Source organism: Aquirufa sp. (assembly GCF_044342065.1).
Taxonomy (GTDB): Bacteria; Bacteroidota; Bacteroidia; order Cytophagales; family Spirosomataceae; genus Aquirufa.
The window spans coordinates 1-15,824 of record NZ_JBIIQN010000003.1 but is presented as its reverse complement, the minus strand read 5'-3'; the positions used below and the strand labels follow the sequence as shown (position 1 = coordinate 15,824).

Below are 15,824 nucleotides of genomic sequence, written 5' to 3'. Positions count from 1 at the left end.
GTTGATTCATGATCTCTGAAATGGGCTTCCTGGTATACACCCAATGAAATAATTTTGTTGACCTTGGTCTTTTCAGAAGGGTATATCCTGTTGTGGTATTTCAATTTGAGATACCTCGAGGGTAAATCACCTTTGCAAGTGATGGATGTTTTAATTTGTATCAAAAATCTACTCTTGTACTGAATATTGGAATAAGCGGAAGCGCATATCGATAGTTAAGCGCTTTTATTCTTCCATCATAAAACTCCTCAATAATATTATTGATGTTAATGACGTTTTGGAGGTCTGCTCGAAAAGTCCACGTATGTTGCTTTCTATTTACCTTATAGGCAAACGATATGTCTAACCGATGAAAAGTAGGGTATTGTCCTTCCATTATTCTATTAGATTGTAGAACGGTGGTATTTCTTCGAATTGATTCCGCTAAATTAATGGGCGTATACCGATTTCCTCCTCTTACCAAATAGCGAAAATTCAGTGAAAATTTTTGGCGAAAATCTTTTCCTACTAATAGGTTAGCTGCATACCTATTATTGAATTGAGTATTATACCAAACATTTTTCTTGGCTTGATATTTCGTGTCAAAAACGGATGCTGTTAATAAATAATAAAAATCATTACTTAGAAAGCGTTCAATGGTTAATTCAATACCCTTATTTTCTCCTTTTCCTACGTTTTCTAAAACCTGTGTCGGTATTCCAGAACTGTAATTGAGGAGTGAAAACGGACTGTTTCTATTGGAATCCACGGGCGCATGACTAATATTTTGCAGATAGGCTTCTACTTTCAAGCGCGTATTTTCTCCTAATCTTTGGTCATACGCAATGACTTGATGAAGTGAAACAGCTGGTTTAATAGATTGATTCGGCATTTCAGCAATTTTACCTTTGTATCGTTTATAGAAATAGACAGATAGAGGCTCTAGGCGTGAGTGAACGCCCATTCCTGCGCTAAAACGACCCCCAGAGTTGGTATTCCAGGATAAGCCAAGTCTAGGCTCCCAGCCCTTTGCATTATTTAACTCAAACTGGTAGTGATGAATACCAGCCGTTACATTCAATTGTGATGTCAATCTTTTATTTATTTGGATAAATTGTTGCCAATAATAGGTTTTATCGTCTTCATCTAGGAAGGTAATTTTATTTCTATTTTCATATAATTGATATGCTAATTGACTACCATTGAATCCAATTTTTACTTGTGTTTTAGCATTTATGCGGTGTAAATAATAGGTACTAAATCGCCAAGAGGGATATTGGTAAGTTTGCTCTCTTGTTTTAACAGAAAAATCTTCGCGAATAATTTCGGTAGACTCCATTGTATATGCCAAAACCGTTTTTAAATGCCCATTTTTCAAAGGCAGTTTATGTGAAATTCCACCTACAGCTAAATAGCTATTCGTATAATCACTCACATTTGTTCTTAAATCTTCCGTATTATTTGCTCCAGCTATACCCCAAATGGTTATCGTTCCCGATTTTTTAGTTGGTAATTCAATTAAGTAATTTAAGTCTCGATAGGCTGGTTTGAAATTGCCTGTATTAATATTTACCAGTCCTGATTTTAACAATAACTCCAACGTTGAATACCTGAATCCAAGTCGATAAGATCCACCCTTTTTCCCCAGTGGACCTTCGCTGGCCACATCCAATCCTACAACGGATAGCGTTGCCATCCATTCTCGATTCAAGTTATTTCCCCGCCTTAAACTCAGGTCAAAGACCCCTGAAGAGGCATTGCCATATTCAGCGGGGAATGCACCTGACATAAAATCCGAATTGGCTAAACTAGTGGAATTAATCATGGAAATTATCCCGCTGGTGGATCCTTGACCATCTCCAAAATGATTGGGATTGGGTATTTCAATTCCTTCCATTCTCCACAACAAGCCCTTAGGAGAATTTCCTCGAATGATAATTTCATTATTCTGATCTGATCCGGAGTTTGTTACGCCTGCAAAATTCAAGGCCATTCTTGCGGGATCTTGAAATCCTCCGGCATAGCGTTGCGCTTCCAATAAGCTAAATTGTCTTGTACTCACCAGGGCAAATTCATTTTTTGCCACATCTTTTGGTTTTTCGGCAACGACACGAACTTCTTGTAGGAATACGGGGTTTTCCTCTAATTCAATGGCTAAATAGCTTTCTTTTCCAGCTATCAATTCAATTTTGGGAATATTAAATTCGTGATATCCCAAAGCTCTTATGCGTAATTGGTATGAATTGAGCGGCAGTTTAGAAAAAGAAAAATTGCCTACAGAATCGGATTTGGCAATTAGATTGGAAGGCGATAAATAGATATCTGCAAATGAAATTGGCTGTTGAGTATGTTTATCCAGTAGCCGACCTCGAATATTTTGGGTTTGGGAAAAGCTCGTGTATGAAATGAATAGCCCTATGAAAAGAATTGATTTCAACTTTAGTAATTTATTTAAACACCGTGTTCCAAATCAACGAATAAACTTCCGTAGGCTCCATGTTAGCAGCTGGCTGATTATCAGCAATATACAAGGGATAGTAAGCTTCATCACAAAAAGGACTTCCATGTGACCCTTTAACTAAAGTTGCATCTAAAGGAATCACATCCATTCGGTAACGGAATCCCGTCAGTTTACGAGCTAATTTATAGGCTGCCCGCAACTTAATGAAGGGATTTTTAGGGTCCATAAACATCTCAACTGGGTCGTAACCCGGTTTCTTGAAGATGTCCACGCAACGAGCGAAATCGGGTGCCTTTTTGTCATCCAACCAGTAATAATACGTAAACCAAGCGTCAGAATCAGCAATCAATACCAAATCACCCGCACGCGGATGATCGATGTGATAAGCTACTAATTCGTCTCCTGATAGCACTTTTTTAACACCGTTCGTTTGCATCAAAAGGAGCTTGACCTCATCCAAAACGGTTTCATCTGGGCAATAAACATGCGCAATTTGATGATCTGAAACCGCAAATGCGCGCGATGCGCCGGGATCTAACAATTCCAATCCTTGTTCTTCCCGCAAGGCGATATAGCCTGCTTCTCGTAAAATACGATTCAAATGAACAGGATTTGACACATCATTAATTCCATATTCGGATAAGATAATCACCTTCGCTCCTTTGCTTTCGAAATGCGATATTAATCGTTCAATGACCTGATCAATCTCTTGTAAATCACCTTTGATCTTTTCAAAATCCACCCCGAATTTCTGTAAGCAGTAATCCAAATGAGGCAGATAGATGAATGTCAATGTCGCATCAAATTTCTTATCCACATAAATGGAGGCGTCCGCTATCCAATTTGTCGATTTGATATTCGCATTGGGTCCCCAGAAATTAAACAAGGGAAATGTCCCGAAAGCCTCTTGCAATTCATCTCGTAAATCAGCCGGATGGCTGTAGCAATCGGGCATTTTGACTCCATCTGAGTGGTATTGCGGACGCGGTGTTACAGAATAATCCGCTGATGAATACATGTTGTACCACCAAAATAAATTAGCACAAGTAAACTTTGAATCCTTTCTACGCGCGGCATCCCAAATTTTTTCATCTCCAACGAGTTTGTTGGACTGTTTCCAGAATTTCACTTCAGAGTCTATCGCATCATACCAACCGTTTCCTACGATACCATGGGAACTCGGATATTTTCCTGTTAAGTAAACACTTTGAGACGTAGTGGTTACAGCCGGAAATGGGGGCTTGATTTTCGATTTCTTTTTACCTGAAATATATGCGTCCAAAAAGGGTGTATATCGACCTAAAATGCTTTCACTTAGGCCAACGATATCTATGACTACGGTTTTTTGCATAATATGTCTTGAATATAGGTGACCTCACGTGCGATAGAGGTTTCAATCGATTCTTGGTATTCGGAAGGTAAAACGCCCCACGTGTAGGTTTCAATTTCCATCATTCGTGTAATATGGTGCTTTTTTTGATAGGCCAATGTTTCGCCGATTTCTGCTTGGGTGGAATTCAATAAACCATACGAATCCAAGAACAAGGGTACATGGAAATGCACACGCCATTCGTCATAAACACCCTCTTTGTATTGGGCTAGCGCTTCTCCTAAATCCTTAAACTGCACATAACTTCCATCTTTTTTCAAGGCTTTAACCTGGTGCAGATAAGTTGGCTCCTCGTATTGTTTCAATGCCTCAATACGTGCTGATGCATCTTTTCGCAAATCTACGCGAAGGGCAGAGCTGATTTGAATCTTGCCGATAGAAATGTTTTTATCCACTAATTCTTGCAAACAGTCAGCAGGTTTATCATATGAAACTCCATAATGGCACACATCGAAACAGATGTGAATATGTCGGCGCACCCAATCCTCCGGAATCCCCGCAGTAATAGCAAATGGAATCAAGGTATCTGTATACCAGTCGACGAATTCGCGGTGATTTTCTAGTAATCCATCCGGTTCCGGTTCGATGTCAATGTGAATCCATTTACCTGTTTTTTGCTCTGTTTGGGCCAAATAAGGAACGAGTTTCAACAATTCCATAGTAGCTTGACCGATTGCCGCTCCACGTTGATCCCACCAAAACTTATAGGATAGGGGAGATGTGGAAATTCCACCTTCATGCTGATCCGAGGGCAATAATTGAACCAATAAATCGATTAACCGCCGCGTATAATTCACGCGATCCTGCGTTGTCCAGTCGGGTGCGTGTACCTGATCTTTGACTATTGTATTATGAAATCCTCCGTAAGGAAATCCATTGAGCGTAAAAATATAGATGTCTTCCTGTGCTAGCCAAGTTTTTAGGGCTGCTAGTTTATCGGGATCTTCGATTAAATCAATACTCGCCTGGTTGGCAATGCGTAATCCCAATCCCATCGTCTGGTCTGGGCAAACTGCTGTTTTTACCTTCGGAACAGTCGCTTGTAAATTGGCAAAATGTTCTTCCCAAATCTCTCCCGGATGAATATTGCTGCAATAACTGAGGTGTCCGTGGGCTGTTTTCATCTTAGGCGTAGGTGGCAAGTAAAGCAACGGATGCTTGGATAGTCTTGAAGTCCATTTCGTGCACTTCTTCTCCTTTTCCTAGCGCTTTCAATAAAGTGATGGTCAAGTGACCACCCAAATGTTCTTGGAATTCTTGTAAGCCTTTGTGGAGGTTTTGGCATTCGTTTTCTGCCAATGCCGGATGGTATGCATTAAATCCTAGGCCTTTAATCACAGCCAAAATTCGTTCGCAATCGGATAAACTAATTGCTCCAATCAAGTGCGAATACACGCAATCTAAAGCAATACCAATCGCTACCGCTTCACCATGACGAATCTTGAAATCCGTTAAGTATTCTAATTTATGTGCTGCCCAGTGCCCAAAATCCAATGGACGAGCAGACCCCAACTCAAATGGATCTCCGCCCGAAATATGCTTCATGTGCAAGTCGGCACAGCGATAAATCTGTTCCACCATGGCATCTTCATCGCGGGCATTCATAGCTGAGACATTAGTCTCAAGCCATTCGAAAAAAGCTATATCTTTAATCAACGCAACCTTAATCGCTTCCGCTATTCCAGAGCGCCAATCACGATCTTCCAACGTCGCTAAAAATGCAACATCATTAAATACGGCTACAGCAGGAGCGAAGGTTCCCAAGAAATTCTTCTTTCCTAAGTAATTGACACCATTTTTAACGCCTACCCCTGAATCATTTTGAGATAGAACGGTAGTAGGTATACGAATCAATTTAACGCCTCGATGGGAGATGGCTGCTGCATAACCCGACATATCCAAAAATGCCCCACCACCTATGGCCGCTACAAAAGAGTGCCGATCGATGCGATGTTCGTCAATCGCACGTACCACTTCTTCATAAAATCTTGGATCGTTTTTACACCCTTCTCCTCCCGGTAAGACGAGCAATTCAGGGGCTAAATCAGCTACATTATTAGCTTCAAAATAGGTAACAATTGATTTTGTTAATGTTGGATGCGCATCTGCTACCCCTTTATCGATGACAAATAAGATGCGTTTGCGAAAATTACTTTGGCCGAAATTTGAGATAAATTCACACAAGGTTTTATTACTGCTTTCAAACAAGTGCTTCGTGAAAATCACTTGGTAATAAAAAGGAACCTGAAATTGCTGTTGTAATACGTGCATGAATATAAATTATGAAACGGCGAATTTTTTACCCACCCACATGGAGAATGGCAACAACGCTAAGGTAACAAAAGCCATGTAATATTGTTCACTTAAACTCACCCAAGCGGCATTCATTAAAATTAGTGTCAAAACTCCAGTCTTTACTGTTTGGCCTATATTTGGACCAATGGGTTTTTTAATGGCCGGGATTAATTTGGCAAAGATTAAATACACATGTATCAAAACGAATGGTAACATGTAAACCAATTTGCCTGCTTGATAGCCAACGGCTATTTGGCTTGCATGGACGAAAATGAATAAAATGGCCGCGAACCATAACGGCGCCGACTGGCTTCCGTGGACCTCACCGCGACTGACTAATGTAATGGCAGCGATGTATATCAATGGAATTACTATCAAATAAAAATGTTCCAATACGCCTAGTTCATAAACGCTCATGCCTAACATCAAGTTGAATGCCCGACATAATCCCATATTAATAGGGCCAAAAATACGCATATGTTTGCCCTTGAAATCATAAAATAATGCATGAATGGTCACGAGCACTGCCACGATTCCGCTTAGTCTGCTCTGCCAAAAAGCCAAGAATATACCCAATGATAATAAAACAATTCCACCAAATACCGCTTCTGCTCGTTGGATTCTTCCGCTTGGCAAGGCGCGCTCTGGACGTTCTAGGATATCCAGTTCGTGGTCAAAAACATCATTAAATACAACTCCACCTGCATATAAACACATGGTTGAAATGCCTAAAAAAACGACTGGCCAAAATTGGTATTCTAAGGTTCCAAAGGTAAATCCTACGATGGCCATACCTGCCAATACATCCGTTAATGCCGTGATGACATTAGCTGGACGCATGAGTTCAAGAAAGGCTCTAATTTTACTGCGCATTAGCGAATGATTAAGGAGTCCTTGTCGATGCGTGGTGCTTGTCCTCCGCGTAAAACGGTATTACCATTGAATTTTTGTGTTTGATCTATTTCCAATCCATGGATGAAATCAGCTTCCTGAATCTGTCCACTTTGAGCAAATGCATCCAAAGCATTTTGATAAGTTACCAATCGAATATGTTCGTCCGGTACTTCTTTAATCTTCATCAAAGCCGCAGTCTTAGGTATCGCCAAAGGATCTGAAATTCCCCAATCGGCAGCCGAGTTTACCATAATGCGTTCTGGTCCGTATTGTTTTACAATTTCCACCATGCGCTCATTGCCCATTTTGGTAAATGGATAAATCGTAAATGCAGCGTAAAATCCTTGATCTAAAACCGATTTCACGGTTTCTTCATTGTTATGGTCGATGATGACCATGTTCGGTGCGATACCATGCTCTAAAGCAATGGCCATGCTACGTTCCGTTCCTTTCTTCTTATCGCGGTGTGGTGTGTGAACCTGAACGGGCAAATTCATTTCCTTCGCAAGTTCTAATTGTGCTCGGTAATATTTTTCTTCAGCAGCTGTTTGGTCATCGAAGCCGATTTCCCCTACGCCCACGACGCCCTCTTTTTGCAAGAACAAAGGCAAAATTTCCATTACCTGTTCGGCTAAAGCTTCATGATTTGCCTCACGAGAATTCAATCCAATCGTACAATAATGTTTAATCCCAAATTGGGATGATCGAAAACGTTCCCAACCCACTAAGCTGGCGAAATAGTCTTTAAACGAGGCTAATCCGGTTCGCGGTTGGCCCAACCAAAATGCAGGTTCAATCAAGGCAACCACCCCAGCATCCGCCAACGCCTGGTAATCATCCGTCGTCCGCGAAGTCATATGTACATGCGGATCAAAGAACTTCATGCCTTGAGTATATTGAGCAAATGTCCCATCGACCGCGTGAGCCGTTGTTTTTTCTTGTTCAGTTCCTTCGAAATGAGAAGGATTTCCAATGGTTTTATGTTCTTGGCACATATTAGGCGGTATAAATCGGTTCTGGGTTTTCTAATTCATGCCAAAGACCCTGCGTGCTGCCTGGAATTTGGACTTCCTGTTTTACTAAAGATGCCGCGAGGACGTCCTTAGAATTTTCTGACTGAGCTAATTTTTCAATGTCAGCCTGTAAGGTTTCATTCATAAATCGAGGAACTAACCTCCATACTTGTGAAGGCACTCTTCGGTCTGCAGCCCATCGTTCATGTGCAAAATCGGAAAGCGTATTCGCTAAGTTTTGGTTTGAGCGCTCATCCAATCCGATGATTTGGTGTATCGCTTTGTCATTGAAAATACATTTTAAGACCAATTGGTTCCAAGCAGCTTCACTGAAATAGTCTTTTGGATAGGTATTTCCAAAGGCGATCGCATCGAATACAGGCCCCATGTTAGATCTTACCGCATCTGTTGCACGCAACAAATAGGATGAAGGATTTGGTAAAAATGGTAATGAGCGAGTCAGTGCGACAGCTTCTTGCATTTCTGCGGTTTCGAATAATGAATCGATGTTGGCTGCGTCTAATTGCATCAATATGTCCAAACGAACGAGTTGGTCTAATGTCCAACTTGAAAACTCACCACCTTCAATGATTTTTTTAGAAATAAATCGGGGAACTTTTACAAAAGCTAAAGCCAATGCTTTACCTGATAAGGCTTTTTGCTCAATTAGCCAATTAGATTCGGCTTCACTGGCAATTGCTGCAAGGGTTTCGGTGATTTGTAAATTCGTTTTCACGGCTAATTAGGTTCCTTTCAACGAAAATACTAAAAAAAATGAGGATTATTATGATTTATTGACTTGATCAATATTCTCATCTTCTTTTATCTGATATGGGCCTTTTTGAAGAAATAAAATAGGGAAAAAATACCGAAATAAAATGGCGACTTTCCGGGAGAAAATACGTTGGTTAGTTGTATCATGATGCCATACTTTTCCTTTCAAAAGATTGAGCGTGATTTTCCATATCCAAAAAATAGGAGCCAAACTAGCATAGTTTAGGTAGATAAGTAGAAAAGCCAAAATACCATAGCTTTTTCGTATCCAGAGCAAATTAGAAACCTGTACTTGAATGGAGAAACGATTTACCCATGAATACTTCGTTCTTCTATACGGGTTATCTTGAATGAGATGAATAAATTTAACATTTTCGAAATAAGCTAGTTTGCCAAATTTATTGAGGCGGCAAGATAATTCAACATCTTCAGCATACATGAAGAAGTCCTCATCCCATCCTTTCAAATTTAGTAAACGTTCTTTTGAAGCCATTATGAAAGCACCCACCAAATTGTTGGTTTCCTCGGGTCTTGAAAAAGACTCTTTAGGCAAAAATCGATTAATCAATTGATGAAATATTGATTTATTGGGGACAATATAAAAATCCCTACGGGTATCATTGAGCGTTCTGTAAAAGGGAATAGGGTTGTGTTTTGCATCCAATTGGATTCCTCCAACAGCTATCAATTCAGAATCACTCGTTAAATGTTGATATGCGTTAGTTATAGCCGAGTCAAACACAAGTGTATCTGCATTGAGAAACAAGACATAATCACCCTTTGCGACAGCCAAACCAATATTATTAGCTTTGGAAAAGCCAAGATTTCCGCCTGAATCAATCCATTGGGTAGCAGGGAAGGCCTCAAGTATTTGCTGGTTTGCTCCGGGAATAAAATGATTATCAACGACAATACATTCAAAATCTACCCCAATCGTATGTTCATAAATACTACGCAAGCAATCCAATAAGAGCGCTTCAGTCTTGTAGTTGACAAATACGATTGATACATCCATGAACTTCAAAATTAGTTTGAATTTATTTTAATTAAACAGGTCTAGGTGTTTTTCTTTTCGTTTTCATCATTCATTTCCTATATTTAGTATATAAAAAATTCAAAACAATTTATGCGTAAGTACCTATACATCTTGGTTCTTGTAACCATTCAACTTTCCTTATTTGGTCAAAAATTCACTTTGGATGCTGTTAAATCGTATGCTTTTCCAACGGAATTAGTTCGTTCTGCCAAAGGTGATAAAATTGCTTGGGCCTTAGATGAGAAAGGTGTTCGAAACATTTATGTTGCTGAAGCTCCCAATTTTGTAGCGCGTAAATTGACAAGTTTTGTAGATGACGACGGCCAGGAGATAAGCTCTATTTCTATTTCAGATGATGGAAAATGGGTGCTTTTTGTTCGTGGTGGTGACCATGGGGCAAATTTTGATGATGAGAAAGCAGTTAATCCTGCGGGAAATACGGAACCGCAAACGGTTCGAGTTATGCAAATTGCTTTTGTTGGTGGGCCTATTCGTATTATTTCAGAGGGGGATTTTCCGGTGATTTCTTCTGATAATAAAGTGGTCGCTTATATTAAAGAAGGCCAGCCATGGGTGTGTAAGTTGGATACCAATGAGAATGAAGACTTTCTAGAGGCTCCAGTTCGTTTGTTTAAAACCAGAGGTTCTGTCCACTCGCTACGCTGGGCACCTGGTGGTAAAAAAATTGCGTTTGTGGTCGACCGTGGGGATCATTCGTTTGTTGGTTTTTTGGAAATGGGCAAGACCAATGTCAATTGGTTAGATCCTACATTTGCTAACGATTTTAATCCAAGATGGTCGCCAGATGGAACTCAAATCGCATTCAATCGTACTCCAGCGGAGGGCGGTTCAGCAGACTCATTGACGCAACGTAAACGCATACCTTGGTCGATTCGTAAGGTTGGATTAACCGCAGGAGAAAAGTCAAGTTTAGTTTGGGAGGCGCCCAATACTTATCGGGGTTCAATTCCCACAACGCATGGGGGGACAAATTTGCATTGGGCGCGTAAAGATCGCCTAGTTTTCACCTCTTATCAAGATGGATGGCCACATGCCTATTCTGTGGCCCCTGAGGGAGGTCCAGCGCTTTTGTTAAGCCCAGGTAACTTTATGGTGGAGCATTTAAGTGTCAGCGCTGATGGTAACTCAATTTATTTTGACGCTAATACAGGATCAGATGCTACCGACATTGATCGTAGACATATATGCCAAGTGTCAATTGATAAAGCTGACATGAAGGTTTTAACGCCTGGGACCGGTATTGAGTGGACTGCAATTTCAGTCAATGGAGGTTATGCTTATATTGGTGCAGGCGCTCAAAAAGCACCTCAAGTTATGCTGGGTAGTTCCGCTAATCCCCGTTCCTTAACTGAAAGTTTAATTCCTGCCGAGTTTCCTGCCAAGTCTTTGGTTGAACCCAAGCAAGTGATATTCAAATCGCTTGATGGAATGACCATTCACGGACAGATTTTTGATAATACTAATGGTTCTCAGAAAAAGCCGGCAATTATTTTTATACACGGGGGACCCCCGCGTCAGATGTTATTAGGTTGGCATTATTCTGACTATTATTCAAATGCCTATGCGTTAAATCAATATTTGGCAAGCGAAGGGTTTGTTGTTTTATCGGTCAATTACCGCTTGGGTATTGGTTACGGTTATGACTTTCATAATCCAAAATCAGCAGGTCAATGGGGAGCATCTGAATATTTAGATATCAAGGCGGCAGGGGAGTGGTTAGCTCAACAGTCATTTGTTGATGCAAAAAAAATCGCATTATATGGAGGATCGTATGGCGGATATTTAACGGCATTGGGATTGGCACGAGATTCAAAACTTTTTACTGCTGGTGTTGATATTCATGGTGTTCATGATTGGGCGCACCAGCGAGAGATACCATTAGCGTCTATATCGGGTCCACACAAGGCTCCTGATGCGGATTGGGCTATGAGTTTATCTTTTCGTTCTTCTCCAATTTCATCAATTGATACTTGGAAGTCCCCTGTTTTGCTTATACACGCAGATGATGACCGTAATGTGCCTTTTAGCCAAACCATAGACTTAATCAATCGACTTCAAAAGAAAAAGGTACCTATGGAGACCCTGGTAATTGTGGACGATACGCATCATTGGATGAAGTTTTCCAATGCCCTTAAGGTCTTTCAAGCTACGGCTGATTATTTTAAAGCGAAGTTGTTAAAGTAGGTTTCATGTTGTTTTTAGCGTAATTTTGCCGAATGCAAGAAAGACCTATTACCGACTGGCTGCCGCTGACCAAAAAGGAAGTTGAAAAACGCGGTTGGGATGAACTCGATGTAATCCTGATTTCAGGTGATGCTTATGTGGACCATCCAGCCTTCGGTACGGCGGTAATTGGTCGAATCATGGAAAGCGAAGGATTGAAAGTGGGGATTGTCGCGCAGCCAAATTGGCAAGACGACTTGCGCGATTTTAAGAAGTTAGGTAAACCCAAATACTTTTTTGGTGTAACGGCAGGCTGTATGGATTCCATGGTGAATCATTATACGGCAAATAAGCGTTTGCGATCGAATGATTCGTATACCCCGGGAGGTGAAGCAGGTTTTCGTCCTGATTATGCAACTACGGTTTATTCCAATATTTTAAAGGAGATTTACCCAGATGTTCCTGTGTTGATTGGTGGTATCGAAGCTTCATTGCGTCGTGTAACACATTATGATTATTGGGCTGATAAGTTATTTCCATCGATTTTAGTGGATTCCAAAGCGGATATGTTGGTGTATGGCATGGGAGAACAACCCTTGCGTGAAATCATCCGTGGTGTAAAATCTGGTAAGCAATTGTCGGAATTAACTGATATTAATCAGGTGGCTTACCTGCAGAAAAAATTGGAAACTTTACCGGTTGTCGGTGACTGGGAAACGGTGGAGTTAGCGAGTCATGAGGTTTGTTTGGAAGATAAAATTAAGTATGCGTCCAACTTCAAGATTGTAGAAGTTGAGTCCAATAAGTGGCAAGCGAATCGGATTACACAGGAGGTTGGGGACGATGTATTGGTGATCAATCCACCGTTTAAGACGATGGAAGAAGTGGAGATGGATAAGTCCTTTGATTTACCATATACACGTTTGCCACATCCAAAATATAAGAAACGTGGCCCAATCCCGGCTTATGAGATGATTAAGTTTTCGGTGAATATGCACCGAGGCTGTTTCGGGGGTTGTAGTTTTTGCACGATTTCAGCGCATCAAGGGAAATTTATTGCTTCCCGGAGTGAGAAGTCGATTATGAAGGAGGTGGATGAAATTACGAAGCATCCAGAATTCAAAGGGTATATTTCAGATTTAGGAGGACCCTCTGCGAATATGTATCGTATGAAAGGGAAGGATGAGTCGATTTGCGCCAAATGCGTAAGTCCATCTTGTATTCATCCGGTTATTTGCAATAATTTGGATACAAACCATACACCATTGACGGAGATTTACCGCAAGGTGGATGCACACCCAAGTATTAAGAAGGCGTTTGTGGGCTCAGGTGTTCGCTATGATTTATTGGTGGATGACTTTAATAAGAACAATCAGGACGGCAATCACGATGAGTACATGGAGCAATTGATTACGCGTCATGTGTCTGGTCGATTGAAGGTTGCTCCGGAACATACCTCAGATGCTACATTACGTGTCATGCGTAAGCCATCTTTTAAGTATTTTCATGCGTTCAAGAAGAAGTATGATGAAATTTCTGCCAAATTTGGTTTAAAACAGCCTTTGATTCCCTATTTTATCTCTTCACATCCGGGATGTGAGGAAGAGGATATGGCGAACTTGGCTGCGGAAACAAAGGATTTAGGGTTTCAGTTGGAGCAAGTTCAAGACTTTACGCCTACTCCAATGACGGTGGCGGAAGTTATTTATTATTCGGGAGTACATCCGTATACGTTGCAGCCAATTAAAACGGCAAAAACGCGTGAGGAAAAGCAGAATCAGAATAAATATTTCTTTTGGTACAAGGCGGAGTATAAGGATTGGATTAGAAACAGATTGACTTATCTAAAGCGGCCAGATTTAGCTCAGCGATTGTTAGGTTTTAGAAATAATAAAACGGGTTGGAAGAAATAAGTAGCAGCATAAATTTTCTATAACATGGATGAGCATGAAGCGTTGGTTGTTCGCGATAGCAACGGTACGGTATTGAAGGATGGCGACTCTGTTACGGTAATCAAAGATTTGAAAGTGCGTGGGTCATCCGGTGTAATCAAGCGTGGAACAATGGTGAAGAACATTCGATTAACGGATGATGCGGACGAAATCGAAGGTAAGGTTGAGAAGTCAGTGATGGTTTTGAGAACGGAATTTTTGAAGAAAGCGTAATTAGTCGCTTGTCCTTTAGGTCTGTAGTCCTGCGAGTTTTTCATCTCTTAACTCTTCATTCTTATTTCTTGATTATTCCTCTTCAATTTCGGGTTCTTCATCCTGAATCAAACCTTGATTAAGTTTTTTGGATGATTTAATGCCTAATTTATGAAGTTTTTCGGCACGGCTGATAAGATTACCTTTTCCTGTGCTTAGTTTATTTAGGGCACCAGCATGTGCATCTTCGGCACGTTTCATGTGTCTACCTACATCTTCCATGTCTTGGGTAAACGAGACGAATTTATCGTATAAATCACCGGCTTGACGTGCGATTTCAAGGGCATTTCGGGTTTGGTATTCGGTTTTCCAAACGGATGCGATGGTTCTTAATGTTGCCAATAGGGTAGAAGGGGAGACCAATACGATTTTACGGTCCCAGGCAAAATTAAATAAGCTCGTATCTTGGCTGATAGTAGCCACAAATCCTGATTCTATAGGGATGAATAATAATGTAAAATCGGGGCTATTTAAACCGAGTCCTGTGTGATAATCTTTGGCTGATAATAATTTAATATGTGTTTTTAGTGACTCGATGTGTTCTTTGAGTGCTTGGTCTTTTTCAACGGTACCTTCTTCAGCGCTGGTATAGCGTTCGTAGGCTGTCAAAGATACTTTGGAGTCGATGATCAGGTTTTTATTGTCGGGCAAAAAAATGACCGCATCGGGTTTAATGGTCTCATTGATTTGGTTTTTAGTTACGAATTGGGTTTCGTATTCCATGCCTTTTTTAAGGCCTGAGCTTTCTAAAACACGCTCAAGAATCATTTCGCCCCAGTTACCTTGGGATTTATTAGATCCTTTCAGGGCATTGGTTAGGTCTTCTGTTTTTTGATTAACGGTTTGATTCAGGCTTGTTAAATTTTTTATTTGCTCCAAAAGTATGGTGTTTTGAAGTAAAGAGCTTTTTTGACTTTCATTTACTTTCGTCTCAAATGCTTGTAATTTTTCTTTTAGTGGGTTTAACACATCATTTAATTTGACTTGCTGATGTTCACTCAAAATCCGACCTTGTCGGAGAACCGACTCATTGCTTATCTCGGACAACATTTTTTGCATTTTACCTTCGTCCGCTTTTTGACTTTCTATGGTCTCTTTGAGTGTTTCATTTTGACCTTGGAGTTGGGATAATTGCCCAAACATGGCCTTGTTTTCTTGTTCAAGAGCGTCTGCTTTAGCTTGTACCTTGCTTAATTGAGCCAATTCGCTGTTAAGTAGGTTTAATTTGCCTTGGAGTAGGAGGTAGGTTACTCCTGTTCCGGCCAAAATCGCAAGAATGATGTAGATGATAGTCATGAAGTAAATATAGTAAAAAGAGTCACTAGTCGCTAGTCGTCAGTCCGAAGGGAAAGAGTACGGAGGAGAAGTTTGAGTTGATAATTAAGAGGCAGGAATTAAGAGCTAAGATTGAAGAGTTAAATTAGCTCCTGATTCCCTTCGGACTTGCGACTGACGACTGACTATTTACGACTGACTACTGTTGACTGTTATGCAAAAAAAAACCGCTCTCCTAGGAGGCGGTTTTTTTTAAATAACTTGGAGCTTACTTACTTTCCCGGGTTTGATCCCAGTATCATCAGCGGTGCGGGGCTTA

The 15,824-nt window shown here is 40.6% G+C and carries 12 protein-coding genes; 3 read left to right on the top strand and 9 right to left on the bottom strand.

All coding sequences use genetic code 11. From position 1 onward, the window contains the following. Positions 1-160 precede the first annotated feature (160 nt). The 8 genes from ACIQZ2_RS01795 to ACIQZ2_RS01760 all read right to left on the bottom strand — a co-directional run bounded on the left by ACIQZ2_RS01795 (position 161) and on the right by ACIQZ2_RS01760 (position 9,821). The gene (locus tag ACIQZ2_RS01795) at positions 161-2,416 is read right to left on the bottom strand and encodes a carboxypeptidase-like regulatory domain-containing protein (protein ID WP_395767123.1); all 2,256 of its coding nucleotides are present in this window, start codon (positions 2,414-2,416) and stop codon (positions 161-163) included. Positions 2,417-2,426: 10 nt separating this feature from the next. After that, positions 2,427-3,791 (bottom strand): alkaline phosphatase family protein, encoded by a 1,365-nt coding sequence (locus ACIQZ2_RS01790; RefSeq protein WP_395767122.1) that lies wholly within the window; start codon positions 3,789-3,791, stop codon positions 2,427-2,429. Further along, the gene (eboE, locus tag ACIQZ2_RS01785; protein WP_395767121.1) at positions 3,776-4,954 is read right to left on the bottom strand and encodes a metabolite traffic protein EboE; all 1,179 of its coding nucleotides are present in this window, start codon (positions 4,952-4,954) and stop codon (positions 3,776-3,778) included. Before eboE ends, ACIQZ2_RS01790 begins: the two co-directional genes overlap by 16 nt. Before the next feature lies 1 nt (position 4,955). After that, on the bottom strand, positions 4,956-6,101 hold the full coding sequence (locus ACIQZ2_RS01780) for a 3-dehydroquinate synthase (protein WP_395767120.1): 1,146 nt from the start codon (positions 6,099-6,101) through the stop codon (positions 4,956-4,958). A gap of 9 nt (positions 6,102-6,110) precedes the next feature. Further along, positions 6,111-6,998, bottom strand: coding sequence for a UbiA-like protein EboC (gene eboC, locus ACIQZ2_RS01775; RefSeq protein WP_395767119.1), 888 nt, complete (start codon positions 6,996-6,998; stop codon positions 6,111-6,113). Further along, positions 6,998-7,903, bottom strand: a complete 906-nt coding sequence (locus ACIQZ2_RS01770) for a TatD family hydrolase (RefSeq protein WP_395767268.1) — start codon at positions 7,901-7,903, stop codon at positions 6,998-7,000. The genes eboC and ACIQZ2_RS01770 overlap by 1 nt, the downstream gene beginning before the upstream one ends. 112 nt (positions 7,904-8,015) lie before the next feature. Continuing rightward, entirely contained in the window at positions 8,016-8,768 is a 753-nt protein-coding gene (locus tag ACIQZ2_RS01765; protein ID WP_395767118.1) for an EboA domain-containing protein, read from the bottom strand. A 48-nt stretch (positions 8,769-8,816) separates the two neighbouring features. Next, on the bottom strand, positions 8,817-9,821 hold the full coding sequence (locus tag ACIQZ2_RS01760; RefSeq protein ID WP_395767117.1) for a glycosyltransferase: 1,005 nt from the start codon (positions 9,819-9,821) through the stop codon (positions 8,817-8,819). A gap of 111 nt (positions 9,822-9,932) precedes the next feature. Between ACIQZ2_RS01760 and ACIQZ2_RS01755 the strand changes: the two genes are divergently transcribed. Genes ACIQZ2_RS01755 through ACIQZ2_RS01745 form a run of 3 tightly spaced genes read left to right on the top strand, consistent with a single transcriptional unit; the run spans position 9,933 to position 14,191 of the window. Next, the gene (locus tag ACIQZ2_RS01755; RefSeq protein WP_395767116.1) at positions 9,933-12,047 is read left to right on the top strand and encodes a S9 family peptidase; all 2,115 of its coding nucleotides are present in this window, start codon (positions 9,933-9,935) and stop codon (positions 12,045-12,047) included. Positions 12,048-12,079: 32 nt separating this feature from the next. Beyond that, positions 12,080-13,939 carry a YgiQ family radical SAM protein gene (locus ACIQZ2_RS01750; RefSeq protein WP_395767115.1) on the top strand — a complete coding sequence of 620 codons (1,860 nt, stop codon included), beginning with the start codon at positions 12,080-12,082 and terminating at the stop codon, positions 13,937-13,939. 24 nt (positions 13,940-13,963) lie between these two features. Then, positions 13,964-14,191: a zinc ribbon domain-containing protein YjdM gene (locus ACIQZ2_RS01745; protein WP_395767114.1), complete on the top strand. Its 228-nt coding sequence runs from the start codon at positions 13,964-13,966 to the stop codon at positions 14,189-14,191. A 72-nt stretch (positions 14,192-14,263) separates the two neighbouring features. Here the strand turns inward: ACIQZ2_RS01745 and ACIQZ2_RS01740 are convergent, their stop codons facing one another. Beyond that, complete coding sequence (locus ACIQZ2_RS01740) at positions 14,264-15,526, bottom strand: DNA recombination protein RmuC (protein ID WP_395767113.1); 1,263 nt, start codon at positions 15,524-15,526, stop codon at positions 14,264-14,266. Positions 15,527-15,824 lie beyond the last annotated feature (298 nt).

Bases quoted from the DNA above. Each gene is read 5' to 3' on its own strand.
- ACIQZ2_RS01790 (WP_395767122.1), bottom strand. From the start codon at position 3,791: ATGCAAAAAACCGTAGTCATAGATATCGTTGGCCTAAGTGAAAGCATT.
- eboE (WP_395767121.1), bottom strand. From the start codon at position 4,954: ATGAAAACAGCCCACGGACACCTCAGTTATTGCAGCAATATTCATCCG.
- ACIQZ2_RS01780 (WP_395767120.1), bottom strand. From the start codon at position 6,101: ATGCACGTATTACAACAGCAATTTCAGGTTCCTTTTTATTACCAAGTG.
- eboC (WP_395767119.1), bottom strand. From the start codon at position 6,998: ATGCGCAGTAAAATTAGAGCCTTTCTTGAACTCATGCGTCCAGCTAAT.
- ACIQZ2_RS01770 (WP_395767268.1), bottom strand. From the start codon at position 7,903: ATGAAGTTCTTTGATCCGCATGTACATATGACTTCGCGGACGACGGAT.
- ACIQZ2_RS01760 (WP_395767117.1), bottom strand. From the start codon at position 9,821: ATGGATGTATCAATCGTATTTGTCAACTACAAGACTGAAGCGCTCTTA.
- ACIQZ2_RS01755 (WP_395767116.1), top strand. From the start codon at position 9,933: ATGCGTAAGTACCTATACATCTTGGTTCTTGTAACCATTCAACTTTCC.
- ACIQZ2_RS01750 (WP_395767115.1), top strand. From the start codon at position 12,080: ATGCAAGAAAGACCTATTACCGACTGGCTGCCGCTGACCAAAAAGGAA.
- ACIQZ2_RS01745 (WP_395767114.1), top strand. From the start codon at position 13,964: ATGGATGAGCATGAAGCGTTGGTTGTTCGCGATAGCAACGGTACGGTA.
- ACIQZ2_RS01740 (WP_395767113.1), bottom strand. From the start codon at position 15,526: ATGACTATCATCTACATCATTCTTGCGATTTTGGCCGGAACAGGAGTA.